General features: G+C 54.0%; 18 protein-coding genes and 2 pseudogenes. 15 read left to right on the top strand and 5 right to left on the bottom strand.

All coding sequences use genetic code 11. From position 1 onward, the window contains the following. Positions 1 to 22: 22 nt before the first annotated feature. The 3 genes from mdsC to mdsA are packed head-to-tail and all read right to left on the bottom strand — an operon-like array spanning position 23 to position 5,887. Entirely contained in the window at positions 23 to 1,480 is a 1,458-nt protein-coding gene (mdsC, locus tag LCS67_RS16875) for a multidrug efflux transporter outer membrane subunit MdsC (protein ID WP_001610632.1), read from the bottom strand. Positions 1,481 to 1,496: 16 nt separating this feature from the next. Further along, positions 1,497 to 4,664 (bottom strand): multidrug efflux RND transporter permease subunit MdsB, encoded by a 3,168-nt coding sequence (gene mdsB, locus LCS67_RS16870; protein WP_031564646.1) that lies wholly within the window; start codon positions 4,662 to 4,664, stop codon positions 1,497 to 1,499. Continuing rightward, positions 4,661 to 5,887 carry a multidrug efflux RND transporter periplasmic adaptor subunit MdsA gene (mdsA, locus tag LCS67_RS16865; RefSeq protein WP_023197128.1) on the bottom strand — a complete coding sequence of 409 codons (1,227 nt, stop codon included), beginning with the start codon at positions 5,885 to 5,887 and terminating at the stop codon, positions 4,661 to 4,663. Before mdsA ends, mdsB begins: the two co-directional genes overlap by 4 nt. 276 nt (positions 5,888 to 6,163) lie before the next feature. Between mdsA and golT the strand changes: the two genes are divergently transcribed. From golT to foxA, 13 genes and pseudogenes are all read left to right on the top strand, one after another. Beyond that, positions 6,164 to 8,452, top strand: a complete 2,289-nt coding sequence (golT, locus tag LCS67_RS16860; protein WP_031564643.1) for a gold/copper-translocating P-type ATPase GolT — start codon at positions 6,164 to 6,166, stop codon at positions 8,450 to 8,452. 11 nt (positions 8,453 to 8,463) lie between these two features. Further along, on the top strand, positions 8,464 to 8,928 hold the full coding sequence (gene golS, locus LCS67_RS16855; RefSeq protein WP_001020583.1) for an Au(I) sensor transcriptional regulator GolS: 465 nt from the start codon (positions 8,464 to 8,466) through the stop codon (positions 8,926 to 8,928). 77 nt (positions 8,929 to 9,005) lie between these two features. Continuing rightward, positions 9,006 to 9,200, top strand: a complete 195-nt coding sequence (golB, locus tag LCS67_RS16850) for a gold resistance metallochaperone GolB (RefSeq protein WP_001159470.1) — start codon at positions 9,006 to 9,008, stop codon at positions 9,198 to 9,200. Positions 9,201 to 9,491: 291 nt separating this feature from the next. Next, positions 9,492 to 10,745 (top strand): MFS transporter, encoded by a 1,254-nt coding sequence (locus LCS67_RS16845; RefSeq protein WP_000288504.1) that lies wholly within the window; start codon positions 9,492 to 9,494, stop codon positions 10,743 to 10,745. 188 nt (positions 10,746 to 10,933) lie between these two features. Further along, positions 10,934 to 12,892 (top strand): site-specific DNA-methyltransferase, encoded by a 1,959-nt coding sequence (locus tag LCS67_RS16840; protein WP_000910364.1) that lies wholly within the window; start codon positions 10,934 to 10,936, stop codon positions 12,890 to 12,892. 9 nt (positions 12,893 to 12,901) lie between these two features. Further along, positions 12,902 to 15,874 (top strand): type III restriction-modification system endonuclease, encoded by a 2,973-nt coding sequence (locus LCS67_RS16835; protein WP_077916001.1) that lies wholly within the window; start codon positions 12,902 to 12,904, stop codon positions 15,872 to 15,874. 276 nt (positions 15,875 to 16,150) lie between these two features. Beyond that, the gene (gene ssaA / locus LCS67_RS16830; RefSeq protein WP_000934834.1) at positions 16,151 to 16,252 is read left to right on the top strand and encodes a small effector SsaA; all 102 of its coding nucleotides are present in this window, start codon (positions 16,151 to 16,153) and stop codon (positions 16,250 to 16,252) included. Positions 16,253 to 16,368: 116 nt separating this feature from the next. Beyond that, positions 16,369 to 17,772, top strand: a complete 1,404-nt coding sequence (locus tag LCS67_RS16825; RefSeq protein WP_000393711.1) for a cytochrome ubiquinol oxidase subunit I — start codon at positions 16,369 to 16,371, stop codon at positions 17,770 to 17,772. Beyond that, positions 17,769 to 18,779 (top strand): cytochrome d ubiquinol oxidase subunit II, encoded by a 1,011-nt coding sequence (gene cydB / locus LCS67_RS16820; protein WP_000151045.1) that lies wholly within the window; start codon positions 17,769 to 17,771, stop codon positions 18,777 to 18,779. The genes LCS67_RS16825 and cydB overlap by 4 nt, the downstream gene beginning before the upstream one ends. Then, positions 18,779 to 18,850, top strand: a pseudogene (locus tag LCS67_RS22850) (DUF2474 family protein); the annotation flags it as partial. The gene cydB and the pseudogene LCS67_RS22850, both read left to right, overlap by 1 nt. Further along, a pseudogene (locus tag LCS67_RS22750) lies at positions 18,829 to 19,021 on the top strand (hypothetical protein). The pseudogenes LCS67_RS22850 and LCS67_RS22750, both read left to right, overlap by 22 nt. 95 nt (positions 19,022 to 19,116) lie before the next feature. After that, on the top strand, positions 19,117 to 20,121 hold the full coding sequence (gene foxR, locus LCS67_RS16810; RefSeq protein ID WP_000074611.1) for a ferrioxamine uptake transcriptional regulator FoxR: 1,005 nt from the start codon (positions 19,117 to 19,119) through the stop codon (positions 20,119 to 20,121). Between the two features lie 145 nt (positions 20,122 to 20,266). After that, a complete protein-coding gene (gene foxA / locus LCS67_RS16805; RefSeq protein ID WP_001127717.1) occupies positions 20,267 to 22,375 on the top strand; it encodes a ferrioxamine B receptor FoxA in 2,109 nt (702 codons plus the stop codon). 40 nt (positions 22,376 to 22,415) lie between these two features. Here foxA and LCS67_RS16800 read toward each other — a convergent pair whose 3' ends face one another. Then, positions 22,416 to 23,048 (bottom strand): LysE family transporter, encoded by a 633-nt coding sequence (locus tag LCS67_RS16800; protein WP_000433131.1) that lies wholly within the window; start codon positions 23,046 to 23,048, stop codon positions 22,416 to 22,418. Between the two features lie 231 nt (positions 23,049 to 23,279). Here LCS67_RS16800 and yahO point away from each other — a divergent pair, with 231 nt between their 5' ends. Continuing rightward, positions 23,280 to 23,555, top strand: a complete 276-nt coding sequence (yahO, locus tag LCS67_RS16795) for a DUF1471 family periplasmic protein YahO (protein WP_000848026.1) — start codon at positions 23,280 to 23,282, stop codon at positions 23,553 to 23,555. A gap of 144 nt (positions 23,556 to 23,699) precedes the next feature. Here the strand turns inward: yahO and prpR are convergent, their stop codons facing one another. Then, positions 23,700 to 25,316: a propionate catabolism operon regulatory protein PrpR gene (gene prpR, locus LCS67_RS16790; RefSeq protein WP_000205265.1), complete on the bottom strand. Its 1,617-nt coding sequence runs from the start codon at positions 25,314 to 25,316 to the stop codon at positions 23,700 to 23,702. Positions 25,317 to 25,581: 265 nt separating this feature from the next. Between prpR and prpB the strand changes: the two genes are divergently transcribed. Beyond that, on the top strand, positions 25,582 to 26,469 hold the full coding sequence (gene prpB / locus LCS67_RS16785) for a methylisocitrate lyase (RefSeq protein WP_000052223.1): 888 nt from the start codon (positions 25,582 to 25,584) through the stop codon (positions 26,467 to 26,469). Positions 26,470 to 26,550: the final 81 nt, after the last annotated feature.

The raw sequence follows: 26,550 nt of genomic DNA, 5'->3' as shown, positions 1-26,550 counted from the left end.
GGCGACGCGGGCGCTATTTGGGCTAACCTTGTTTTTTCTCGCTGTATTCCCGCCAACCGCCGCCTAATGCTTTATACAGATTAATGATATTCAGCTGTTGCATGAGCCGTGTGCGCACCAGACGCTGTTGCGCGCCATAAAGCATACGATGGGTATCAAGCAGCGTAAGGTAGTCATCGACGCCTTCCTGAAAACGGAGTCCGGCCAGCTCATAGGCGATTTGACTGGCTTCAACCGCGCGTTGTTCTGATTGCACCTGGTCATTCAGCGTACGCTGTCCCGCCAGACCATCCGCCACGTCGCGAAAGGCTTGCTGAATAACGTTTTCATACCTGGCGATTTCAATCTGTTTTTGGACATGCGCCCTATCCAGGTCAGCGCGTAATGCGCCGCCGTGAAAGAGAGGCAAGGTGATTTGCGGTAGAAAACGCCAGCTTCCCGATCCCGGTTCAAAGAGTCCGCTAAGAGACGCGCTGGCCGTTCCCGCCGTGCCTGTCAGGCTGATGGTCGGGAAGAAGGCGGCGCGCGCTGCGCCTATTCTGGCGTTTGCGCCACGCAGCCTGTACTCGGCGGCGCGAATATCCGGGCGGCGTACCAGCAGATCTGACGGTAATCCGCCTGGCAGAGTGGTCGGGATCGCGCCTTCCGTAAGCGTGACCGCTTCGTTTAGTCGACGCGACAGTTCAGGCGTGAGCGGCTGGCCCAACAGCAATTCCAGCGCGTTACGATCCCGCGCCAACTGTCGCGTATACGCCGCGCGATTGATTTCCGCAGAACGCAGCGCGATCTCCGCCATACGCAGATCGAGCTGTGTGGCGTTGCCTGTCCGGGCAAGCTGGGTTGTCAATGTGTATGAACTTTTTTGCGCGGCCAGCGTATTTTCGGTTAAGCGCAGCAGCTCCCGGTCAGCCCGTAGCGTCAGCCAGGCGCTGGCGACTTCGGAAACCAGGCTCATTCGCGCCGCAATGTACGTCTCATCAAGCGCCATATAGGCGGCTAATGCCTGGTCGCTAAGGCTTCGCACTCGCCCCCAGAGATCCAGTTCCCAGGCCGTCGTCGCCCCAGCCATCTCGTAGCGTCGGTTAATCTCAGGCTCGTCCATGACGCTGAGATCGGCGGGAGTGCGACCGGCGTCCATGGCGGTGGCGATGCCGAGCGTCGGCAGCATCTCCGCGCGCTGAATACGGTATAACGCCCGGGCGGCTTCAACATTGAGCCCTGCCTTGCGTAAATCCCGATTATTGCGTAACGCGATCGCGATCAGTTCCTGTAGAAGCGGATCGTGGAAGAAATCACGCCAGCCAATGTCAGCGGCATCCGGCGCGCCAGAAACGGTTGACGTTGCGTAGGGATAGACCATCGCAGTCGGCGATGCGGGGCGTTCGTGCTTCGGCGCCATCGTACAGCCAGCAAGCGTGGTGACGAAAGCAAGCGTCGCCAGCGTGGCGGTCTGCCGATAGCCTGTAAAAGTGATCTTCATTATGCCATTCCCATCATTATGCTTGCTGATCATGTGAATCAACGCGGTTCTCACGCTTTAATGCCATCCTGCGAACCACCACGTAAAATACAGGCGTCAATAACAGGCCAAAGAGCGTGACGCCCAACATTCCGGCAAACACGGCGATGCCCATCGCATGTCGCATTTCCGCGCCGGCACCCGTCGCGAGTACCAGCGGTACTACGCCTGCGATAAAGGCGAAAGAGGTCATCAGGATAGGACGTAGACGCAGGTGTGACGCTTCCAGCACGGCGGTCAGCGGGTCTGCGCCGTCGTGTTCTTTGGCGCGGGCAAACTCGACAATCAAAATGGCGTTCTTGGCCGCCAGGCCGACCAGCACCACGAAACCAATCTGCGTAAAGATATTGTTATCTCCGCCAGATACCCACACGCCGACAATGGCTGAGAGTAATGACATAGGCGCAATAAGCAGGACGGCGAAGGGCAGCGACCAACTGTTATACTGCGCCGCCAGGATCAGGAAGGCCAACAGCACCGCCAGCGCAAAGATAGCAAGCGCGGAGTTGCCGGCCTGTTTTTCCTGATAAACCAGATCGGTCCATTCGAAGACCATCCCTTCCGGCAACGTTTCACGCACGATCTTTTCAATCGCGTCCGTCGCCTGTCCGGAGGAGAAGCCCGGAGCCGGTCCACCACTAATATCTACCGAGGGGAAGCCGTTGTAATGGATGATTCTGTCCGGCCCTGACTGGCGCATAATCGTGACGAAAGCGCTAAGCGGGATCATCTCGCCCTTCGCATTGCGGACTTTAAGCAGGCCGATATCCTCTTGCTGCATACGGAATGGCGCATCGGCCTGCGCCATCACCCGCCAGGTGCGGCCAAATCGGTTGAAATCGTTGACGTAAAGCGAGCCGAGGTTAATTTGCAACGTTTCAAAGATGTCGGTGAGCGATACCCCCATTGATTTCGCCTTTACCCGGTCGATATCCACCTGTAATTGCGGGGCGTTCGTCTGGAAACTGGCCAGCATATTGGCCAGTTCGGGCGTCTGCATCGCCTTAGACATAATCTCGCTTTGCACCTTTGTCATCGCTTCAAATCCCAGTTCCGCACGATCTTCAATCTGCAATTTAAAGCCGCCCGTCGCGCCAAGCCCTGGAACCGGCGGCGGCGGGAAGATGCCAATAAATCCGTCGGGAATGTGGCTAAATTTGTGCATTAGCTTTCCGGCGATAGCGTTAGCGGAAAGTGAAGGATCTTCACGCTCGTCAAAGGGTTTCAGCATGGCGAACATCAGCGCCGAATTTGGCACATTTACCGGGCCGTTAACCGACAGGCCGGGGAAGACGACGACGCTTTCAACGCCGGGTTCCGCCAGCGCGATAGCGGACATCTGTTTCACGACCGCCTCTGTGCGATCCAACGATGCGCCGCTTGGGAGCTGGGCGATGCCGACGAGATAGTATTTATCCTGCGCAGGCACAAACCCGTTCGGTACCTGATGGAAGCCAAGCCAGGTCAGCCCCACAAAGCCAGCATAGAGCACCATCACAATGACGCTGCCGCGCACGGCCCGACGGACGGCGCTAACATAGCGGTTCGACGCGCTGTCGAAGAAACGGTTAAAGCGATGGAAAAAACCGCCAGTGACCGTGCCCATCAACCGCGTTAGCCAGTCAGCCTTCGCAGTATCGTGGTGCGGTCTTAGCAAAATGGCGGCCAGCGCAGGGGAGAGCGTCAGCGAGTTAATGGCCGAAAGGATGGTCGAAATAGCGATGGTCAACGCGAACTGACGATAAAATTCACCCTGCAGGCCCGCCAGGAATGCGGAAGGGATAAAGACCGCCGTTAGCACCGAGGTAATAGAAAGAATGGGACCAGTGACTTCATCCATCGCCTTCTTTGCCGCCTCTCCGGGACTTTTGCCCTGCGAGATATGCCGTTCCACGTTTTCGACCACAACGATGGCGTCATCGACAACGATACCTATCGACAGGACCAAACCAAACAGCGAAAGCGTATTCAGCGAAAAGCCAAACAGGTGCATCAAGGCAAAGGTGCCGACCAGCGAAACGGGAACCGCCACCAGAGGAATAATGGACGCCCGCCAGGTTTGCAGGAACAGCACCACGACAAGGACGACCAGCACGAGGGCTTCCAGCAACGTAATCGCCACCGATTGTAGCGATGCGCGCACGAAGACCGTAGGATCATAGGCAATCCGGTATTCGATATCCTGCGGGAAGTTTTGCTGCAACTCATCCATTTTGCCGCGAATCGCGTTAGAAACGTCAATCGCATTAGCGCCCGGACTTTGAATAATCTGTAACGCTGGCGCCGCTTCGCCATTCAGTAAACTGCGCAGCGTATAGGCATCTGCGCCCAGCGTGACGCGGGCGACATCACGCAGACGCGTCACCTCGCCGTCAGCGCCGATTTTTACCACAATCTCGCCGAACTGTTCTTCGCTGGTCAGGCGGCCCAGCGTGTTTACCGTCATCTGAAAAGCGGCGGAGGCCTCCGGCTGTTGCCCGACGGAACCGGCGGCGACCTGTACGTTTTGTTCCCGCAACGCCGTAACGATATCACTGGCGGTAAGACCGCGGTTGGCGATTTTCGCCGGGTCCAGCCAGACGCGCATGGCGTACTCGCCCGCGCCCCAGACGAGAACATCGCCGACGCCAGGTAAACGGGCCAGTTCGTCGCGAACCTGCCGGATGGCGAAGTTAGACAGGTAAAGCGAGTCATAGCGTTTTTGCGGCGAGACAAGATGGACCACCATCAACATATCGGGGGACGTTTTCTCCGTTACAACGCCAATTCGCTGGACTTCTTCGGGCAGGCGGGGCAGCGCGCGGGATACCCGGTTTTGCACCTGAATTTGCGCCATATCAGGATCGGTTCCCTGTTCGAAGGCGATAGAGATAACCATGCGACCATCAATGGCCATCTGGGTATTCATATACAACATGCCGTCAACGCCGTTGATCACCTGTTCCAGCGGCGCGGCTACCGTATCGGCAATCACTTGCGGGTTAGCGCCGGGGTAGCTGGCGCTAACCTGTACCGTGGGCGGCGTAACGGCCGGATATTCACTCAGCGGCAGTTTTAAAAAGGCGATAGCGCCAGCCAGCAGCATTAACAGCGACAGGACGATGGCGAAGATGGGGCGTGCGATGAAAAAGTGGGTAAATTTCATTGGCGCACCGCCTTCGGCGCACTGTCGCCGTCCGCTTTAGTCAATGTCGCGGTCTGTTTATCGGGCATATTCTGCCGCATCGGCACCAGACGCGGCGCAACGGTCATGCCAGGACGCACCAGCCCCTTGAGGATGATTTTTTCTCCCGGCTGTACTCCCTGTGTAACGACGCGGAGTCCATCGACCATTTGTCCCAACTCAACCGGACGATACTCCACCTGATTCTCCTTGCCGACGATCAGCACATAGTTTTTGCCCTGATCGGCGCTCACCGCCAGATCGTCAATCAGCACGGTTTCCCGCGGCTCGCCGATGGGCAAACTGATTCGGGCAAACAGGCCGGGAGAAAGCATTCCGTCGGGGTCAGGAATCACGGCGCGCGCCCGGATAGTGCCGGTGCTGCGGTTCATCTGATTGCCCATAAAGTCGAGTACGCCCTGATAAGGCAGCCCGTTATCGGTGGTTAACCCCATGTTGACTACCGGTGGATTTTTGTCGGAGCGGGTATGCCGTAACGCCTTCAGCCAGGTGGCTTCGTCAATATCGAAATACACATACATGGGATTGTGAGACACGATAGTCGTCAGAAGCGTGGCGTTACCCGCTACGCCGCCGCTGACCAGATTGCCCCGGGTCACCAGTATGCGGTCAACGCGTCCGGCAATGGGCGCGGTAATACGGGTCCAGGAGAGTTCAAGGCGCGCTGCGGCGACGGCGGCTTTGGCCGATTGCATCTGCGCCTGTCGCGCATTACGCGTGGCGGTGACATCGTCAGCGTTTTTACGTGATACGGCGCCGCTGGCGACCAGTCGTTGAATGCGATCGAAATCCGCCTGCGCCTGGCGGGCCAGTACTTCAGCCTGACGTAATTGCGCGACGGCGGTGTCGAGGGCGACCTCGAACGGGCGCGGATCGATCTGGAACAGCAGTTGTCCGCGGCTTACCAGACGTCCTTCCGGAACGCTGACGGCGTCAAGGGTTCCTCCCACGCGCGAACGCAGCTCCACGGTCTCCGGCGCGGCCAGAAAACCGGTGAATTCCGCCGTAGGCGCGAGTGTGCGGCTAAGGGCTTTAGCAACCGGTACCGACGGTGGAGGCGGCGCGCTGGCCGGGGGGCCGACGGCGTTGCCTTTATCCCATAGTGCTTCGCCGGCCATGTAAATCACGCCCCCGATGGCGGCGATGACGCCGGCTATCAACATAATTTTGAATGTTCTACGCATGTCGTTTCCCTCTTTACCGCAGCGTGTCGGCCATTCCGCAACGCTGCCGCAGAATTTTTGGCAAAGGCTAGGCGTTACAACGAAGGAAAGGTCAAGCGTTCCTGGCGGGTTTTTACGGGACGTAGGTCGGCATCGTGGCGTAAATGTCTCGCATCATCCTCTTTTATGAGCCATCTCACATTCTCGCCGAACCGTGCAGCCTGAATACGCTTGACCTTCCCACAATGGCAAGCTTTAGGCTTTCTGATACCGAATAGTCAGGATGGGGAAGTCGTCATGAGTCAGTCAGAAAATCGTCACGACACGATAAGCTTACTTATTGAAGGTATGACCTGCGCGTCGTGTGTCGCTCGCGTTGAAAAAGGTATTAAGGCTGTGCCTGGCGTAACGGACGCTACGGTGAATCTGGCGACGGAGCGCGCCACCGTTCGCGGGACGGCGTCGGCGGAGGAGGTGATCGCGGCGATTGAAAAAACGGGGTATGAGGCGCGACCGATAAAGACGGCGGGGCAGGGCGAAGACGACTCTGAAGAGAAAAAAGAGGCCGAGCGCGTCAGGCTGAAGCGCGATCTGATTCTCGCCAGCGTGCTGGCGCTCCCCGTTTTTGTGCTTGAAATGGGCTCGCACCTTATTCCTGGTATGCACGAGTGGGTGATAAAAACGATTGGCCTGCAACAAAGCTGGTACTGGCAATTTGCACTGACCCTGTTGGTGCTGACGATCCCCGGTCGCCGTTTTTACCTTAAAGGGTTCCCGGCGCTGGCGCGTCTGGCGCCGGACATGAACTCGCTGGTCGCCGTGGGAACCGCAGCGGCATTCGGCTACTCGCTGGTGGCGACCTTTACGCCCGACCTGTTGCCTGAAGGGACGGTAAACGTCTATTACGAGGCCGCCGCAGTGATTGTCGCGCTTATTCTGCTGGGGCGCTTTCTGGAGGCAAGGGCGAAGGGGCGGACTTCCGAAGCGATTAAACGTCTGGTGGGGCTACAGGCGCGGGTCGCGCATGTGTTACGCGAGGGCCGCATCGTGGATATCCCTGTCGACGAGGTTGTGCTGGGAGACTGTGTGGAGGTTCGGCCAGGCGAGCGGATACCGGTTGACGGCGAAGTGACCGAAGGCCGCAGCTTCGTTGACGAGTCGATGATTACCGGCGAACCGATACCGGTAGAGAAATCCGCAGGAAGCGCGGTGGTGGGCGGTACCGTAAACCAAAAAGGCGCGCTCACGCTGCGGGCGACCGCCGTCGGCGGACAGACCATGCTGGCGCAAATCATTCGTCTGGTGGAACAGGCGCAGGGTTCAAAACTGCCGATTCAGGCCGTCGTGGATAAAGTGACGCTGTGGTTTGTCCCGATGGTGATGCTTATTGCTGCGCTGACCTTTGTGGTATGGCTGGCGTTTGGGCCGTCGCCAGCGCTGACTTTCGCTCTGATCAATGGCGTTGCGGTTCTGATTATCGCCTGTCCTTGCGCGATGGGCCTGGCGACGCCGACCTCCATTATGGTGGGAACCGGTCGTGGGGCTGAAATGGGCGTGCTGTTCCGTAAGGGGGAGGCGTTACAGCTACTCAAAGACGCTAAGGTGGTGGCCGTAGACAAAACCGGGACGCTTACCGAAGGCCGCCCGGTACTGACCGATCTCGACGTGGCCAGTGGCTTTGAACGCCGTGAGGTGCTGGCGAAAGTCGCGGCGGTAGAATCGCGTTCAGAGCATCCGATTGCCCGTGCGATTGTCGTGTCGGCAGAAGAGGAAGGGATCGCGCTACCAGGCATGAGCGGCTTCGAATCGGTGACCGGGATGGGCGTATACGCTACCGTTGCCGGTACACGTGTTGACGTGGGGGCCGATCGCTATATGCGCGAAATTGGCGTGGATATTAGCGGCTTCGCCACCACCGCCGAACGGTTAGGACAGGAAGGGAAATCGCCGCTCTATGCGGCTATTGACGGTCAACTGGCGGCGATTATCGCCGTGGCCGATCCGATCAAACCCAGTACGCCCGCCGCGATTAACGCTTTACATCAACTCGGGATTAAGGTCGCCATGATCACTGGCGATAATGCCCGCACGGCACAGGCTATCGCCAGACAGTTAGGAATTGATGACGTGGTCGCCGAGGTATTGCCGGAAGGGAAAGTCGAGGCGATACGGCGCCTGAAAGCGGCGTATGGGCAGGTGGCGTTTGTCGGCGATGGCATCAACGATGCGCCAGCGCTGGCGGAGTCCGACGTGGGGCTGGCGATTGGCACCGGCACCGATGTGGCGGTGGAATCCGCCGACGTCGTACTAATGTCCGGTAACCTGCAAGGCGTGCCGAATGCTATCGCGCTGTCTAAAGCGACCATCCGCAATATCCACCAGAATCTGTTCTGGGCCTTTGCTTACAATACGGCGCTGATTCCTGTCGCGGCAGGCGCGCTATTTCCGGTCTGGGGCATATTATTGTCCCCGGTATTCGCCGCAGGGGCGATGGCGATGTCGAGCGTGTTCGTGCTGGGCAACGCTTTGCGGCTGCGCCGTTTCCGGGCGCCGATGGCAACCCCATCCGACACATCCACGACCTGAGGAGGAGCGTCATGAACATCGGTAAAGCAGCTAAAGCATCGAAAGTTTCGGCCAAAATGATTCGCTACTATGAACAGATTGGTCTGATTCCCGCGGCAAGTCGGACGGATTCCGGCTATCGGGCCTATACCCAGGCTGATGTTAATCAATTGCATTTTATACGCCGCGCGCGCGACCTCGGATTTTCAGTTGCTGAAATCAGCGACTTACTGAATCTTTGGAATAACCAGTCGCGGCAAAGCGCTGACGTCAAACGCCTGGCGCAGACGCACATTGATGAACTGGACAGACGTATCCAGAACATGCAGCACATGGCGCAAACCCTCAAAGCGCTGATTCACTGCTGCGCCGGCGACGCGCTGCCAGATTGCCCCATTCTGCATACGCTTGGACAACCTGACGATAGCGAGCCGGAGGCGCGTACCGGAGCGGTATTGCGCCGTCCTCGTCGCCACGGACTGGCAAAGCGTCTGTAAGTCCTGAGATTACGCTTGACCTTCCAACACTGGCAAGGCCCAGACTGGCAACAGTTCCCACACAAAAGGAGTTCACCATGCAGTTCCATATTGATGACATGACCTGCGGCGGCTGCGCCAGTACGGTAAAAAAGACGATTCTGACTCTCGATGCTAATGCGACGGTGAGAACCGACCCGGCGACGCGTCTGGTTGACGTTGAAACGTCGCTATCCGCGGAGCAGATTGCCGCCGCCCTGCAAAAGGCCGGTTTCCCGCCGCGCGAAAGGTAATCGGCAATGGCGATCGGTCTGGCGACAGGCCGGTCGCGATACGCTAGCCACGCTTCGCTTTCCTTTGCATGAGAGAATCCCCATAAAAAATGTGACAAATCATGTGCCAGTAAGCTTTGTTAATAATATGTAATGATTTGTCTATTTTTGCTAACATTTTACCTGCTATATACAAAAAGATAACAAATAAGTAGCGCAACGCTACCTTGTTACGTCGCTTTGACGACGGGTGCGCTCCAGCGTTTCGCCGCTTCAAAGCTTGATGTTATTTTTTGATGCAGGACACTACCTATGTACACCCCCCTGAACTGGACGACGACACAACGACATGTGGCGTTTGCCAGCTTTACCAGTTGGATGCTGGATGCGTTTGATTTCTTTATCCTTGTCTTTGTACTTAGCGATCTCGCCGAATGGTTTCACGCTTCCGTATCGGACGTTTCCATTGCGATTATGCTGACCCTGGCGGTACGTCCCATTGGCGCGCTGCTATTTGGCCGAATGGCGGAAAAGTATGGACGTCGACCGATACTGATGCTCAATATTCTGTTCTTTACGGTATTTGAACTGCTTTCCGCCTGGTCGCCCACCTTCATGGCATTTCTGATTTTTCGGGTCATGTACGGCGTGGCGATGGGCGGGATATGGGGCGTCGCGTCATCACTGGCGATGGAAACCATTCCCGATCGTTCGCGTGGCCTGATGTCGGGCATTTTTCAGGCGGGCTATCCCTGCGGCTATCTGTTCGCCTCGGTTATTTTTGGCCTCTTTTACAGTATGGTAGGCTGGCGCGGTATGTTCCTGATTGGCGCCCTGCCTGTTGTCTTGCTGCCTTATATCTGGTTTAAAGTGCCGGAATCCCCCGTCTGGCTGGCGGCCAGAGCGCGTAAAGAGAATACCGCGCTGCTTCCTGTTCTGCGCAAACAGTGGAAGTTGTGTCTGTATCTGGTGCTGGTCATGGCGTTCTTTAACTTTTTCAGTCACGGCACGCAGGATCTCTATCCTACCTTCCTGAAGATGCAGCATGGTTTTGATCCGCATCTGATCAGTATCATTGCGATTTTTTATAACATTGCCGCCATGCTCGGCGGTATTTTCTACGGTACGCTATCGGAACGTATTGGGCGTAAAAAAGCGATCATGATCGCCGCCTTTCTTGCGCTTCCGGTACTCCCGCTATGGGCATTTTCCAGCGGATCATTCACGATTGGCCTGGGCGCGTTCCTGATGCAGTTTATGGTGCAGGGTGCCTGGGGTGTCGTGCCGACCTGGCTGAACGAGCTGGTTCCGGCGAATGCGCGCGCCGTGCTGCCAGGGTTTGTTTACCAACTGGGTAATTTACTGGCGTCGGTTAATGCGACGTTACAGGCCCGCATCGCGGAAACGCATGGTGGCAATTACGGGTTGGCAATGGCGATCGTGGCTGGCGCGGTGGCTATTTTAATCTGTGTATTTGTGGCATTTGGTCGCGAGACCCGGGGAGTCGTCATCTCCGGTACAGATAGCGACGCACTCCCGGAGTCGGCCGTCGGTCATCGCACGTAAACACTACGCTCCTGGCGCATACTGTCGCCGGGAGCACGCCTTCCCCCCGTAGTTTTCACGCCCTTTCAACGAACAACAAAGGTTAATGATGGCATCTGCCTTTCGTGACCATTACAATCATCGCTTACTTTTTTCTTTATAAGAAATTGATTGTTGGACCTTAAAATTGTCAACGGAGCGAAGATATCATGTTGAAAGATAACCAAAAACACAACGAGTCTGTTGCCCCGAATAGCGCCTTTCTGTCTGAGTTACAACGTGCATTACCGGAATTTTTTACCGCCGATCGCTATAACGAGCAGGGCGAACTGATCGCGAAAGGCGGATTTGATCTCGCCAAATTTGAGCGCGCGTTGAAAGCGCGTAATATTGATGAGCTGACTAGCGGTTATCAGATTGATTTTATTGGCAAAGATTACGCAAAAAAACAGGCGGGTGAAAAATCCGTTACCGTTATCGTTCCTGACGTGGAACACAATACTCTGGCAGAAAATAAAAACAGCCATAATCTTTTTCTGACCGGAGATAATCTGGATGTGTTACGCCATCTGCAAAATAATTACGCCGATACCGTCGATATGATCTATATCGATCCCCCTTATAACACCGGGTCGGACGGGTTTGTCTATCCCGATCATTTTGAATATAGCGATCGGGCGTTGCAGGATATGTTTGGTCTTAATGATACTGAACTGGCACGTTTAAAATCCATTCAGGGTAAATCGACGCACTCCGCGTGGTTATCTTTCATGTATCCGCGTCTTTTCCTGGCCAGGAAGCTCCTGAAAGATACCGGGTTTATTTTTATCTCTATCGACGATAATGAGTACGCCAATCTTAAATTAATGATGGATGAGATTTTTGGCGAAGGCGGATTTGTCACCAATGTGATGTGGAAGCGCAAAAAAGAGATTTCTAACGACTCTGATAACGTTTCCATCCAGGGGGAATACATTCTTGTTTACGCCAAAACCGGTCAGGGCGCTTTACGTTTAGAACCGCTTTCTAAAGAGTATATTCAGAAATCCTATAAAGAACCGACCGAACAGTTTCCAGAAGGGAAATGGCGTCCGGTGCCGTTAACGGTGTCAAAAGGGCTGAGCGGCGGCGGCTATACCTATAAAATTACCACGCCGAACGGTACGGTACACGAAAGACTATGGGCTTATCCTGAAGCCAGTTACCAAAAACTGGTGGCCGATAATCTGGTCTATTTTGGCAAAGATAACGGCGGTATTCCCCAGCGAGTCATGTACGCGCACCACAGTAAAGGGCAGCCAACGACCAATTACTGGGATAACGTCGCGTCGAATAAAGAGGGGAAAAAGGAGATTCTGGATCTCTTCGGCGACAACGTTTTTGATACGCCGAAACCGACCGCATTATTGAAGAAAATTATCAAGCTCGCCATCGATAAAGACGGCGTCGTTCTGGACTTTTTTGCCGGTTCCGGCACTACGGCCCATGCGGTAATGGCGCTGAATGAAGAAGATGGGGGGCAGCGCACGTTTATTCTGTGTACTATCGATCAGGCATTAAGCAATAACACTATCGCGAAAAAAGCAGGTTATAACACTATTGATGAAATCAGTCGCGAGCGAATTACACGCGTTGCGGCGAAGATCCGCGCCAACAATCCCACCACCAATAGCGACCTCGGTTTTAAACATTATCGTTTTGCCACTCCGACACAGCAGACGCTGGACGATCTGGATAGCTTCGATATTGCTACCGGCCATTTTATCAATACCAGCGGTCAACTGGCCGCTTTCACCGAGTCAGGATTTACCGACATGATCAATCCTTTTTCCGCCAGAGGATTGGGCGTGCCGGGCGGCGCAAGCGGCGAAGAGACCTTATTAACGACATGGCTGGTCGCCGATGGTTACAAAATGGATATTGACGTACAGACCATTGATTTTTCCGGCTATTGCGCCAGGTATGTTGATAATACGCGCCTGTATCTGATTGATGAACGATGGGGAACCGAGCAGACCCGCGATCTTCTCAACCACATTGGTACGCACCAGCTTCCGGTTCAGACCATTGTCATTTACGGCTACTCTTTCGACCTTGAATCCATTCGTGAACTGGAAATCGGCTTAAAACAGCTTGATCAAAAAGTGAACCTGGTGAAGCGTTATTAAGAGGGGATGATGATGAATATTTTACTGGAAGAACTTCCCCATCAGGAACAGGCGTTAGCGGCGATTCTGGCGAGTTTCACCGGTATCGATCACGCGCAGGCCGATCATAATCACTATGCTAATCCGCTGATTAAGGAACGTTACGACGATAAGGCCAATATTGACGTTAAAATGGAGACCGGGACGGGCAAAACCTATGTCTATACCCGGTTGATGTATGAACTGCATCAGAACTACGGGCTCTTCAAATTTGTGCTGGTGGTGCCGACGCCAGCCATTAAAGAAGGCGCGCGGAACTTTATTACCAGCGATTACGCCAGACAGCATTTTTCACAGTTCTACGAAAATACGCGGATGGAACTTTGCACCATTAACGCCGGTGATTTTAAAGTAAAGTCGGGGCGTAAAAATTTTCCGGCCCAGCTATTAAGTTTTACCGATGCCAGCCGTCGTGATAGCCATACGATTCAGGTTTTGCTGATCAATGCGCAAATGCTCAATTCCGCCAGTATGACGCGAGACGATTACGATCAAACGCTCCTGGGTGGGCTGACGTCGCCTGTTAAAGGGCTGCAAATGACGCGACCGGTGGTCATTATTGATGAACCGCATCGTTTTGCGCGAGATAACAAATTTTATCGAGCGATTCAGGCCATTCAGCCGCAAATGATCGTCCGCTTTGGCGCTACCTTCCCGGATATTGTCGAAGGTAAGGGTAAAAATAAATGTGTACGTAAAGATTACTATCGCCGGCAACCGCAGTTTGATCTCAACGCGGTGGACAGTTTTAACGATGGTTTGGTGAAAGGTATTGATATTTATTACCCGAATCTCCCCGAAGAACAGGCCAACAATCGTTATATCGTTGACAGCGTCACGGCAAAGAAATTAATCCTCCGACGGGGGAGCAAAATTGCCGAGGTTGGCGTGGGCGAAAATCTCGCCGATGTCGATGCAGGATTTGAAGGCAGTATCGAATATGCCGGCAGTAAAATGTTGTCGAACGATCTGGAGTTGGAGGCAGGGATGGCGCTGGTGCCAGGAACCTTTGGCGCGAGCTACCAGGAACTGATTATTCAGGACGCCATTGATAAGCATTTTGATACCGAGCAGGCAAATTTCTTACGCAGCAATGAGCCAGAAAATAATGCCCCGCGTATTAAGACCTTAAGCCTTTTCTTTATTGATAGTATTAAAAGCTATCGTGATGACGAAGGCTGGTTGAAAGTCACTTTTGAGCGTTTGCTGAAAAAGAAACTGACGCAACTGATTGACGATTATCAGCGCAAGACCCTGCCGCGAGAAGTGGAGTATCTGTCGTTTCTGCAGGCCACGCTCGCCAGCCTGCACTCGGATAACCAAAACGTCCACGCTGGTTACTTTGGCGAAGACCGCGGAAGCGGCGATGAGGCGATCCAGGCTGAGGTAGATGATATTCTGAAAAATAAAGAGAAGTTGCTCAGTTTTTCAGACCATCACGGCAACTGGGAAACGCGCCGCTTTCTGTTTTCAAAATGGACGCTTCGCGAAGGCTGGGATAACCCGAATGTTTTTGTCATTGCTAAATTACGTTCTTCCGGTAGCGAGTCGAGCAAAATTCAGGAAGTGGGGCGCGGCCTGCGGCTACCGGTAGATGAAAACGGCCATCGCGTTCATCAGGAAGAGTGGCCGTCCCGGCTGTCGTTTCTGATTGGTTATGATGAAAAAGCGTTTGCCAGTATGCTGGTTGATGAGATTAATCGCGACAGCAAAGTTCAGCTTAACGAGCAGAAACTGGATGAGGCGATGATCACACTCATCGTCACCGAGCGACAAAAAGTCGATCCTGCGTTTACGGAGCTTCGTTTGCTGGAAGATCTGGATGATAAAAAACTGATCAACCGGAGTAATGAGTTTAAACCCAGCGTAACGCTTAACGGGGAAACTAAAAGTGGTTTTGCGTGGCTACTGGAGTTCTATCCTGAGCTGACGCAGGCGCGGGTGCGAGCGGATCGCATTCGTGACAATAAGCCCGCCTCCCGACTGCGAGTCAGGTTACGCAAAGAGAATTGGGAACAACTTAGCAGTATCTGGGAGCAGTTTTCCCGCCGTTATATGCTGCAATTCGAGCGTAGCGGCGCTTCTTTGGAACAGATTGCCGCCGAGGTGCTGCGCGATCCGGCGCTGTATATACGCCAGAAGCCAAGCCAGGTGCAACAACGGCTGGTATCGAATGAAGATAATGGCCGTTTTGAAGTGGCGCAGCGGGAAGGCGAATTAGCCGCCAGCGAATTTATGGCGGGCATGAAATATGGCCATTTTCTTAAGCAACTGGCGTTACGCACCAGTCTGCCGGTTAACGTCCTGCACCCGGTGTTAATGGCGATGCTGCGTGATGTTTTACACGGAGATTCACGCTATTTAAGCGAGATCTCGTTGGACAATATGACCCGCGCGTTACAGACACGGATTAATGCGCATTTTGCGCAGCGCCACGATTATCTGCCTCTCGATTTTCAGGCTTCAACGTCGGTATTTGATTCCACGGCACGGCAGTTCAGAGAGGAGATTAGCGCTGAAATTGTGGGGAAAAATGTGGATGAGAATGCGATAGACGATCCCCGTTCTCTCTATCAAATACCGCCGTTGCGTTATGACAGCGTCGATCCAGAATTGCCGCTATTAAAATACGATTATCCGCAACAGGTTTCTGTGTTTGGCAAACTGCCTAAGCGGGCCATTCAGATCCCCAAATATACGGGGGGCTCTACTACGCCGGATTTTGTGTACCGTATTGAGCGTCAGGACGCCGACAGCGTTTATTTACTGGTTGAAACTAAAGCAGAAAATATGCGCGTAGGCGATCAGGTTATTCTTGATGCGCAACGTAAATTCTTCGATATGCTGCGTCGGCAAAATATCAATGTCGAGTTTGCGGAAGCGACCAGCGCGCCAGCGGTATTTTCTACGATCAATGGCTTGATTGAGGGGAAGGTAAACTAACGGGTTTGAATGGACCTTAACGGTTATCTTTTTGATAGACCATATAAAATGGCCGCCGCGCAGCGAGCGTTGCGGTCATTCTCCCTGTGCTAATCCCCCGTCCCGTAAACCGCGTTGACTTGAAGGTTATCGTTTTACGTCTATTCTTAACTTTCAGCTAAGCGTATTTTGCTGAAATTGCAAATAGTCTTGAGGACGCTGTTTTTTTGTTTTGCCGTTATTTTTATAACGGCCAGGTAGATATTGCCAATTGAATGTAACTAAGGGAGACATGTTATGCTAAATAGATACTACCGTTTCGCTGTCGAAAAAGACGACCCCTCCGAAGCGCCAGAGTCGGGCGATAAGCCTGACAGCCAGCCGCAAAAAAAATCGTAATTTATCTGGATATTCCCCGACGTTTTTACGTTTGGGGAAAATAACCGTTTCGTTTCAACCTGGTTGCGAACAGTGAATATTTTACACGAAGTGACTATATATAAACGGGAGGGAATATGGAGTTTGATGCATTCTTTTTAGCGAGACTCCAGTTTGCCTTTACCGTCTCTTTTCATATTATTTTCCCCGCGATTACGATTGGCTTAGCCAGTTACCTGGTGGTACTGGAGGGTTTATGGCTAAAAACGCGTAATCCTGTCTGGCGCTCGCTCTATCAGTTCTGGCTCAAAATTTTTGCCGTCAACTTCGGGATGGGCGTGGTCTCCGGTCTGGTCATGGCTTACCAGTTCGGAACGAACTGGAGCGGTTTCTCCCAGTTCGCCGGCAGTATCACCGGGCCTTTATTAACCTATGAAGTGCTCACCGCATTCTTCCTGGAAGCGGGATTCTTAGGCGTGATGCTTTTTGGCTGGAACAAAGTCGGGCCGGGCCTGCATTTCTTGTCTACCTGTATGGTGGCGTTGGGCACGTTAATGTCGACGTTCTGGATTCTGGCGTCTAACAGCTGGATGCATACCCCGCAGGGATTTGAAATTCACAACGGTCAGGTGGTCCCGGTGGACTGGTTCGCGGTGATTTTCAACCCGTCGTTCCCGTATCGCCTGTTGCATATGTCCGTTGCGGCGTTTTTAAGTAGCGCGATGTTTGTCGGCGCGTCCGCTGCCTGGCATTTACTGAAAGGTAACGATACGCCGGCTATCCGCCGTATGTTCTCGATGGCGTTATGGATGGCGGTCGTGGTGGCGCCCGTTCAGGCATTGATTGGCGATATGCACGGCCTTAATACCCTGAAGCATCAGCCGGTCAAAATCGCCGCGATTGAGGGGCACTGGGAAAATACGCCCGGCGAGCCAACGCCGCTTACGCTGGTAGGCTGGCCGGATATGGAGGCGGAACGGACCCGCTATGCGCTTGAGATCCCGGCGTTGGGCAGTCTGATCCTGACGCATAGCCTGGACAAACAGGTGCCTGCGCTAAAAGATTATCCCAAAGAGGATCGCCCCAACTCTACCGTGGTGTTCTGGTCTTTCCGTCTGATGGTGGGCATGGGTGTACTGATGATCTTCCTGGGGCTGGCCAGCCTGTGGCTACGCTACCGACGCCGACTGTATCATTCGCGGCCCTTTATGCACTTTGCGCTGTGGATGGGGCCGTCCGGGCTTATCGCCATCCTTGCCGGATGGGTGACGACTGAAGTAGGACGTCAGCCGTGGGTGGTCTATGGCCTGCTGCGAACGCGTGATGCGGTTTCCGCGCACAGCACCTTGCAGATGAGCATCAGTTTGCTGGCCTTCTTTGTGGTCTATTCCCTGGTCTTTGGGGTTGGCTATATTTATATGATTCGCCTTATCCAGAAAGGGCCGCAGCCGGCGGAGACACCGACCGCTGAAACCGATGGCAGACCAGCGCGTCCTATCTCTGCCGTGGGAGAATCGCTTGAGCAGGAGAAACGCGAATGACCATCGATCTTCCGGTTATCTGGTTTGCTATTATCGTGTTCGCCACGCTGATGTATATCGTAATGGATGGGTTCGATCTGGGCGTCGGTATCCTGTTTCCGTTTATTCGCGATAAACACGATCGCGATGTTATGGTGAACTCGGTCGCGCCGGTATGGGACGGGAACGAAACCTGGCTGGTGCTGGGCGGCGCCGGGCTTTTTGGCGCGTTCCCGTTGGCTTATGCCGTCATCACCGACGCGCTGACTATCCCGCTGGTGGTTATGCTGCTTGGTCTTATCTTTCGCGGCGTCGCTTTTGAATTCCGTTTTAAAGCCACCGAGTCGCATCGCGCGTTCTGGGATAAATCCTTTATCGTCGGGTCAATCCTGGCGACCTTTGCCCAGGGGGTTGTGGTGGGGGCGGTGGTGAGCGGTTTTCAGGTGGAAGGGCGAACCTTTAGCGGTTCGCAGCTTGACTGGCTGACACCGTTTAACCTGTTCTGCGGCGTCGGTCTGGTCGTCACCTATGCGCTGCTGGGCGCTACCTGGCTGATTATGAAAAGCGAAGATCCACTGCATAGCCGGATGTGCGCGCTGTCGCGCCCGTTGTTGATCGTCTTGTTGCTGGTGATGGGAGGCGTCAGCGTGTGGACGCCGCTCACCCACGACGACATCGCCGAGCGCTGGTTCACGCTGCCCAATTTATACTACTTCCTGCCGGTGCCTGTGCTGGTGCTGGCTTTTAGCATCTGGCTATGGCGCAGCGTGAAAAAACCAGAATCCCATGCGCGTCCATTTATTCTCACGCTAGGGTTGATTTTTCTGGGGTTCAGCGGGTTAGGCATCAGTATTTGGCCGAATATTATTCCACCGGATATTTCGCTGTATGCCGCCGCCGCGCCGCCGCAAAGTCAAAGCTTTATGCTGGTTGGGGCGCTGATAATCATCCCGATTATTCTGGCTTATACCTTCTGGAGCTACTACGTCTTCCGTGGAAAAGTGCGACATGGTGAGGGATATCACTGATGGTTAAAGTGAAAAAATGGTCGCGGCGAGTCGTATGGATGGTCGCGATATGGTGCGCCAGCGTGCTTCTGCTGGCGGGCGTCGGAATGTTGTTCAGACTGCTCATGACCTCCGCAGGATTTCGCTCCTGACTGATACCCCCCGGACGCGCTTTCGTCGCTGGCGAAAGCGCGTTTTTATCGACAGATCGGCGTTTATCGATCACCTTTGCTCGCCTTATCTCTCCCCTCAATGGCGGTTGATAATTATTCTCATCTTTATTGTCGTTCCCGGGCCGCAGTGATATGGTTACACAGTGGCTAACGCTCTGGTATAACGCAGATAAACGGTATTGATAATGTCTCCGATCTCCTGTCACTCTTCCGTCGCCCCGGCGATGAAAAAGATCTTTTCCGTCAGCGACTTCATCGCGTTTGGCGAGCGTTATGGCATTGATTACCGCTTCCCTGCGTTACCGCAGTATACGCAGAGTAGTCCCGTACTTCATGGCGATATCGAAGAGATAGCGCTTCCCGGCGGGATTTGCATTACACGCTCGGATGTTCACGTGTTACAACCTTATGAAACCACCTCTCGCCATAGCAGTCCGCTGTATATGCTGGTGGTGCTGGAAGGTAACGTCGCGCTGGCTGTCAATGAGCAGACCTTTTTGTTGAGCGCGGGGATGGCGTTTTGCTCGCAACTGAGTGAGCAGCAGACGATACGCGCCCATCACGGCGCAGACAGTAAATTGCGCACCTTATCGCTGGGAATGTACCCGGACGGCGGATGGCGGGAGCGTTTGCCTGTCTCGCTGGCAGACGAGTGGGAACGTAGCGCGGCCTCGGCGAGGGTCTGGCAGGTGCCGGAGTTTCTGCTTTCAGGGCTACGTTATGCGCAGCAGCCCGGACCTCATGCGGCGTCACGCCAGTTAATGCTGGAAGGCATCATGCTGCAATTGCTGGGCTATGCGCTAAATCTATGTCAGCCCGCAACGCAAAAACGCGGGCTTCCCGTCACCGGTGAATACCAGCGGCTGGAGCTCATTCGGCGTTTACTGGAGCAGACGCCGGAAAAAGCCTACACGCTGAACGAACTGGCGCATCGGGCGGCAATGAGTCCAAGTAGCCTACGGTGCAAGTTTCGCCATGCCTATGGGTGTACCGTGTTTGATTATCTGCGCGATTGCCGCCTGGCGCGCGCGCGTCGTTATCTGATGGAGGGATACAGCGTGCAGCAGGCCGCCTGGATGTCAGGCTATCAACATGCCACAAACTTTGCGACGGCATTTCGTCGGCGTTATGGCTGCTCGCCCGGCGAGCTGCGTGACGCGTCTCTGACGGCGTCCCGACACTGTGCGTAACGCGCTCCGCCAGAGCGGTAATATCCGCCGCTAACCCGGTTTTCTGCCGCTTTGGGTGATTTTTTATCATTGCGCATAGGCAATCTGGCGTTACGCATAGTGGTCCGTCATCTCTAAAAGGTAATAATTCTTATTTACAATAAAGATGCCTTTGGAGATGTTCATGTTTGCGACAACGCGTATGGCGCTATTGATAGGCGGAGCTATCGGCGGCGCGACTTTTCCTCTTTTTGCCCAGGAAACCACAAAAAATGATACCGTCATTGTCACCTCGCCCGTTCAGAGTGGCGCGACCAAGCTGGCGACGCCAGATATTGAAACGCCGCAGTCGGTATCCATTATTACCCGCCAGCAGTTTGAAGAGCAGGGCGCAACCAGCGTGCGTCAGGCGGTCAGCTACACCCCAGGCGTATACAGTAATCAGATAGGCGCGTCTAACCGCTTTGATTACATCGTATTGCGTGGTTTTTCGGACGGTAGTCTGGATAACGTCTATCTCGACGGGTTAAAAATGATGGGCGACACCAATTCGCACAGTTCGTTGGTGGTTGACCCCTGGTTTCTGGAAGATATCGAGGTGGTACGCGGCCCGGCGTCCGTTCTGTATGGACGTTCATCGCCAGGCGGCATTGTCGCGCTGACGTCGCGAAAACCGGCGTTTGATGCCGGGGGAGAGGTGAAGCTGTTTGCCGGCAATCACAACCAGCGCGGGGCGGCTTTTGATGTGACCGGCCCACTGGATGACAATGAACGTGTGGCGGCGCGTCTTAGCGGCATGACACGTTACGCCGATTCGCAGTTTACCCCCTTGAAAGAGGAACGTTATGCGCTGATGCCGAGCCTGACCTGGCGAATTACCGATCGGACGCGTCTTGATCTTATGGCCTATCTGCACCGTGATCCGGAAGGCGGTAGCCACTCCGGACTGCCTTATCAAGGCACGGTTGTACCTTATAACGGCGGAAAAATTTCTAACACTTTCTTTGAAGGTGAAGATGACTACGACAAATACGATCGCCGTGAAAATATGGTGGGTTATAACATTGAGCATCTGTTCGATAACGGCTGGTCGGTACGGCAAAAATTGCGCTATTTGCATACCAAAGTGACGTTGAATCAGGTCTATGCCGCAGGTTGGTTGAATGAAACGGCGCTGAATCGCGGCTATTCCGGCTCCGGGGAGAAAATGTCGGCTATCGCGCTGGATAATCAGCTCGACGGCAGCGTGGATACCGGGGCGATTAATCATCGTCTGCTGGTGGGGATCGATTATCAGGATCGCAGTAACCATACTACTGGCTATTATGGCGCGTTTCCGCCGATTGACGCTTTCAACCCTGTTTATGGCGCTCAGCCGGATTACATTACGTTGTATAGCCGTGAAAAACATAAGCTGCGGCAGACCGGATACTATTTACAGGATCAGATGTCATGGGATCGCTGGCGCTTTACGTTGGGCGGTCGTTACGATCGGGTCAGCGTGTCTAACATCGACAAACTTCATGATTCACGCAGCGATCTCGATAAAAACAACGTCAGCACCCGTGCTGCGTTGCTTTATCTGTTCGACAATGGCGTCGCCCCCTATCTCAGTTATTCTACCGCGTTTACGCCGACCAGCTTCGCCGACGAAAACGGCAATGTGCTGGAACCGATGAAAGGCAAGCAGTGGGAGGCGGGGGTAAAATACGAACCGCTGGGGGGGAACAGCCAGTTTAGCGCCGCCGTGTATCGTATTAACCAGACCAATATCGCGACCAAAGAAGAACCTACCGATCCGTACCGCTCGATTGGTGAAATTGAGTCTAAAGGGGTGGAACTGGAGGCCATTAGCCATTTGTCGGATAGCGTCCGTTTGCAGGCGGCGTATACCTATACTGATATCCGTTATAAGAAAAGTAGCCCGCAAGAGCAGGGTAAGCGCGCGGTTTATGCTCCACGGAACCAGGCCAGCGCCTGGCTAAGCTACGATGTGAAAAGCGGTCTGTTAGAGGGGCTGACTTTGGGCTCCGGCATCCGGTACGTCAACGGCGTGACCAGCGATCGCCTGAATACCCACACATTGCCGTCCTATACACTGGTCGATATGGTGGTAGGGTATGATTTATCCAGCATTGGGTTAAATGGCTTGAGCGCCCAGCTCAACGTAAATAACCTGACGGACAAACGCTATGTCGCTGCCTGTAATTCGCTCTCTTATTGTTATTTTGGTGCCGAGCGTAGCATTGTAGGCAGCGTTTCATGGGCGTTTTGATAACGCTTATCGTCCGGTAGCAAAGGCTACCGGGCAAACATTAGCGGTGCGTCACGCCTTCATAGAGAAGTCTGAGCGCAAACATCCCGATAATGGCGCCGATAACACGGCTGGCAATGCGCTGTATTCGTCCATAAGCGCGGCGGACTGCGGGGAGCGAAAAGGCCTGGCTGAGAAAAATACGCCAGATAACGGATGACAGCACAATTCCGGCCCAGGCCATTAACCTTGCCCATGTGGGCGTTTCTGCGCTAAGTGTTACGGAAAAAATACTGATAAAAAACAGTACGGTTTGCGGATTGGATAAATCGGTCATTAATCCCCGGCGAAAGAAAATTGTCCACGGGGCGGCAATCGGCGTCTGGAGCGTGCTCATTTGCGGCGTCGCCTGGTGGCGAATACTGTTCCAGGCGAACCATAATAAATAGGCGCCGCCGACAATTTTGATAAGAGAAAATACCGCTTCGCATTGCGTAATGAGCGTCGCCAGACCGAAAAGCCCCAGCCCGGAATAAAAGGCGTCTCCCGTGGCGACGCCCAGGCCGGTGATGACTCCCGCCCGGCGTCCTGATGCGAGGCTGGTTTGCACCACCACAAACAGATTCGCGCCGGGATTAAAAAAGGTTAACACAAACAGACTGACGGTAAGCACAACGGCATGAAACGGCTCCATAGGCAACTCTTCCCATAGCCTCAAGAAATAACGTTCATCTTATTAATAGTCAAACCAGATGATTGCGAGTGAGATCACAAAGCAGGGGCGTTTTAATCCGCGTTGTTACGCCGACAGAGCGGGGGCTGACTGGATTTTTCCAGCAATCTACACTACTTATTTAATCAGTCCGAACGGCCTTTTTGTTCTGATAAAGCGATGATGGCGTAATAATAAAACGAGGGTTTTGCTATGAAAACTGGCTACAAGGTTATGCTTGGCGCATTAGCGTTTGTCGTGACAAACGTTTATGCCGCAGAAATCATGAAAAAAACAGACTTTGATAAAGTCGCCTCCGAATACACGAAAATTGGCACGATTTCCACCACCGGGGAAATGTCGCCGCTGGATGCCAGAGAAGATTTAATCAAAAAGGCGGATGAAAAAGGGGCGGATGTGGTGGTGCTGACGTCCGGGCAGACAGAAAATAAAATTCATGGTACGGCTGATATTTATAAAAAGAAATAAAAGCGTTGCATCATAAAAATACCCGCCTGGGTTTCCGGCGGGTATTTTTATTCCTGGCAAACGGCATCCGTTTTGCCGGATGACGACCTGCAGTAAACGTAGCGCCATCAGGCATTCAGGACGCTGTCATTTGTCTTAATTACCCTACTGGTCTTTGGCACCTGCTTTTAAACGACGCCACAGAGTGGTGCGGCTAATCCCCAGATAACACGCCGCCGCGGTCTTATCGCCATTAAAGCGCGCCAGTACATCCTGTAACGCGTGCGCATCCACGGTTGAAGGCGTCAGCTCTGCTGTGTTCACCATAAGCTCAGGTAATAACTGCCGCATAAATTGCCTGTCCAGCGTTGGCGCGGGATCGACGCTTAAAAAAAGCGCCAGGCGCTCCATCATATTACGCAGTTCGCGAATATTACCGGGCCAGCGCCAGGCCAGCAAAAGCGGCTGACACTGTGTCAATCCATGACGTATCGATTCGGTAAACGGAATTTCCATCGCCGCCAGCGACTGTTTTAAAAAGTTTTCCGCCAGCGGCAAAATATCAGCCTGCCGCTCGCGCAAAGGAGGAAGCGTCAGACGCAGAATACTCAGGCGATAAAAGAGATCGGGGCGAAAACGTCCTTGCATTATCTCCCGATCCAGATCGCAATGCGTAGCGCTGATCACCCGGACATCCACCGGGATCGGCTGGTGTCCGCCGACGCGAGTGACGGCTTTTTCCTCCAGTACGCGCAAGAGTCGGGTTTGTAACGGCAAGGGCATTTCGCCGATTTCATCCAGAAACAGCGTGCCGCCGTGTGCGATTTCAAACAGCCCCGCCCGGCCTCCTCGTCGTGAACCGGTAAACGCGCCCTCTTCATAACCAAACAGTTCCGCTTCCAGCAACGACTCGGTAATCGCGCCGCAATTGACGGCGACAAAGGGAGGGGATGGCTTATTCTGACGGTGAGGCTGGCGGTGAAAAAACGTCTGGTGAATCGCTTGCGCCGCCAGCTCTTTTCCGGTCCCTGTTTCCCCCTGAATCAGCACTGCCGCACGGGAGCGGGCATAGAGTGTAATCGTCTGGCGGAGCTGCTCCATTTGCGGCGACTGGCCGCGTATATCGCCCAGTTCATACCGGGTTTGTAATCCCTTGCCGGGTGGGTAATCCACGCGCTGTCGCCGTGTCAGACGGGTCATATCCAGCGCATCATGGAAAGCCTGACGAACGGTCGCCGCGGAATAAATAAAGATGGCGGTCATTCCCGCTTCTTCCGCCAGATCGGTAATTAATCCCGCGCCGACGACAGCCTCAATACCGTTGGCCTTAAGTTCGTTAATTTGCCCGCGCGCGTCCTCTTCGGTGACATAGCTTCGCTGTTCAAGACAGAGGTGAAACGTTTTCTGAAAGGCAAGTAAAGCCGGAATGGTCTCCTGATAGGTCACGATACCGATAGACGAGGTGAGCTTTCCCGCTTTCGCCAGTGCCTGTAATACATCGAATCCGCTGGGCTTGATGAGGATCACCGGTATTGACAGGCGACTTTTTAAATAGGCTCCATTCGAACCCGCCGCGATAATCGCGTCGCAGCGCTCGGTCGCCAGTTTTTTGCGAATGTAGGTCACCGCCTTTTCAAAGCCGAGTTGAATAGGCGTGATGGTCGCCAGATGATCGAATTCCAGGCTGATATCCCGAAACAGTTCGAACAGACGCGTTACGGAGACCGTCCAGATCACCGGTTTATCGCTATTATCGCGCGGAGCGCTGTGGGCAGTCGTCATCGCAGTAGGTTCATCTTTAAGGGGCGATTTTTTGTTTTAAACGTGTTTCATAAATGTTGCAATGAAACGGAACGATTCGTTTCATGAAACGTTAGCTGACACGTTTTTCTTTTCCCTTAATCGCGCTTATTCATAACAGAAATGACTGTAATCACCTGTTTTTAAATCTCATTGTATTTAATTTTCTCGCTGCCTCTTTGCCTGGCATAGCCTTTGCTTTGGTGAATACATCTTGAGTAACAATTTACTAACATGAGGACGAGATATGTCTTTACATTCGCCGGGGCAGGCATTTCGCGCCGCGCTCGCTAAAGAGAATCCATTACAAATTGTCGGCGCGATCAATGCTAACCATGCTCTGTTGGCCCAACGGGCCGGGTATCAGGCTATCTATCTTTCTGGCGGCGGCGTAGCGGCAGGCTCGCTTGGACTGCCGGATCTGGGGATTTCTACGCTGGATGATGTGTTAACCGATATCCGTCGCATCACGGATGTTTGCCCGCTGCCGCTGTTGGTGGATGCGGATATTGGCTTTGGCTCCTCCGCCTTTAATGTCGCGCGGACGGTAAAGTCCATAGCCAAAGCGGGCGCCGCCGCGCTGCATATTGAAGACCAGGTTGGCGCTAAGCGCTGTGGACACCGTCCAAACAAAGCGATCGTCTCGAAAGAGGAGATGGTAGACAGAATTCGGGCGGCAGTGGATGCGCGCACCGATCCGAACTTTGTGATCATGGCGCGTACCGATGCGCTGGCGGTGGAAGGGCTGGAGGCGGCTCTCGATCGCGCGCAGGCTTACGTGGACGCGGGGGCTGACATGCTGTTCCCGGAGGCGATCACCGAACTGTCGATGTACCGCCAGTTCGCCGACGTGGCGCAGGTGCCGATCCTCGCCAACATCACTGAGTTTGGCGCGACGCCGCTGTTTACGACCGACGAGTTGCGCAGCGCAAACGTGGCGATGGCGCTCTATCCGCTGTCGGCGTTTCGCGCCATGAACCGCGCCGCAGAAAAAGTCTATACCGTGCTGCGCCAGGAAGGGACGCAAAAGAACGTGATCGACATCATGCAGACCCGCAACGAGCTGTACGAAAGCATCAATTACTACCAGTTCGAAGAGAAGCTGGACGCGCTGTACAGGAATAAAAAATCGTAGCCTGTAGGCCTGATAAGGCGAAGCCGCCATCAGGCAATGCCGGATGGCACTACGTTTATCCGGCTTACACGCCTCAATACC

It is taken from the genome of Salmonella sp. A7 (assembly GCF_020181675.1).
Lineage (GTDB): Bacteria > Pseudomonadota > Gammaproteobacteria > Enterobacterales > Enterobacteriaceae > Salmonella > Salmonella enterica.
This window is presented reverse-complemented; position numbering and strand designations above follow the sequence as displayed.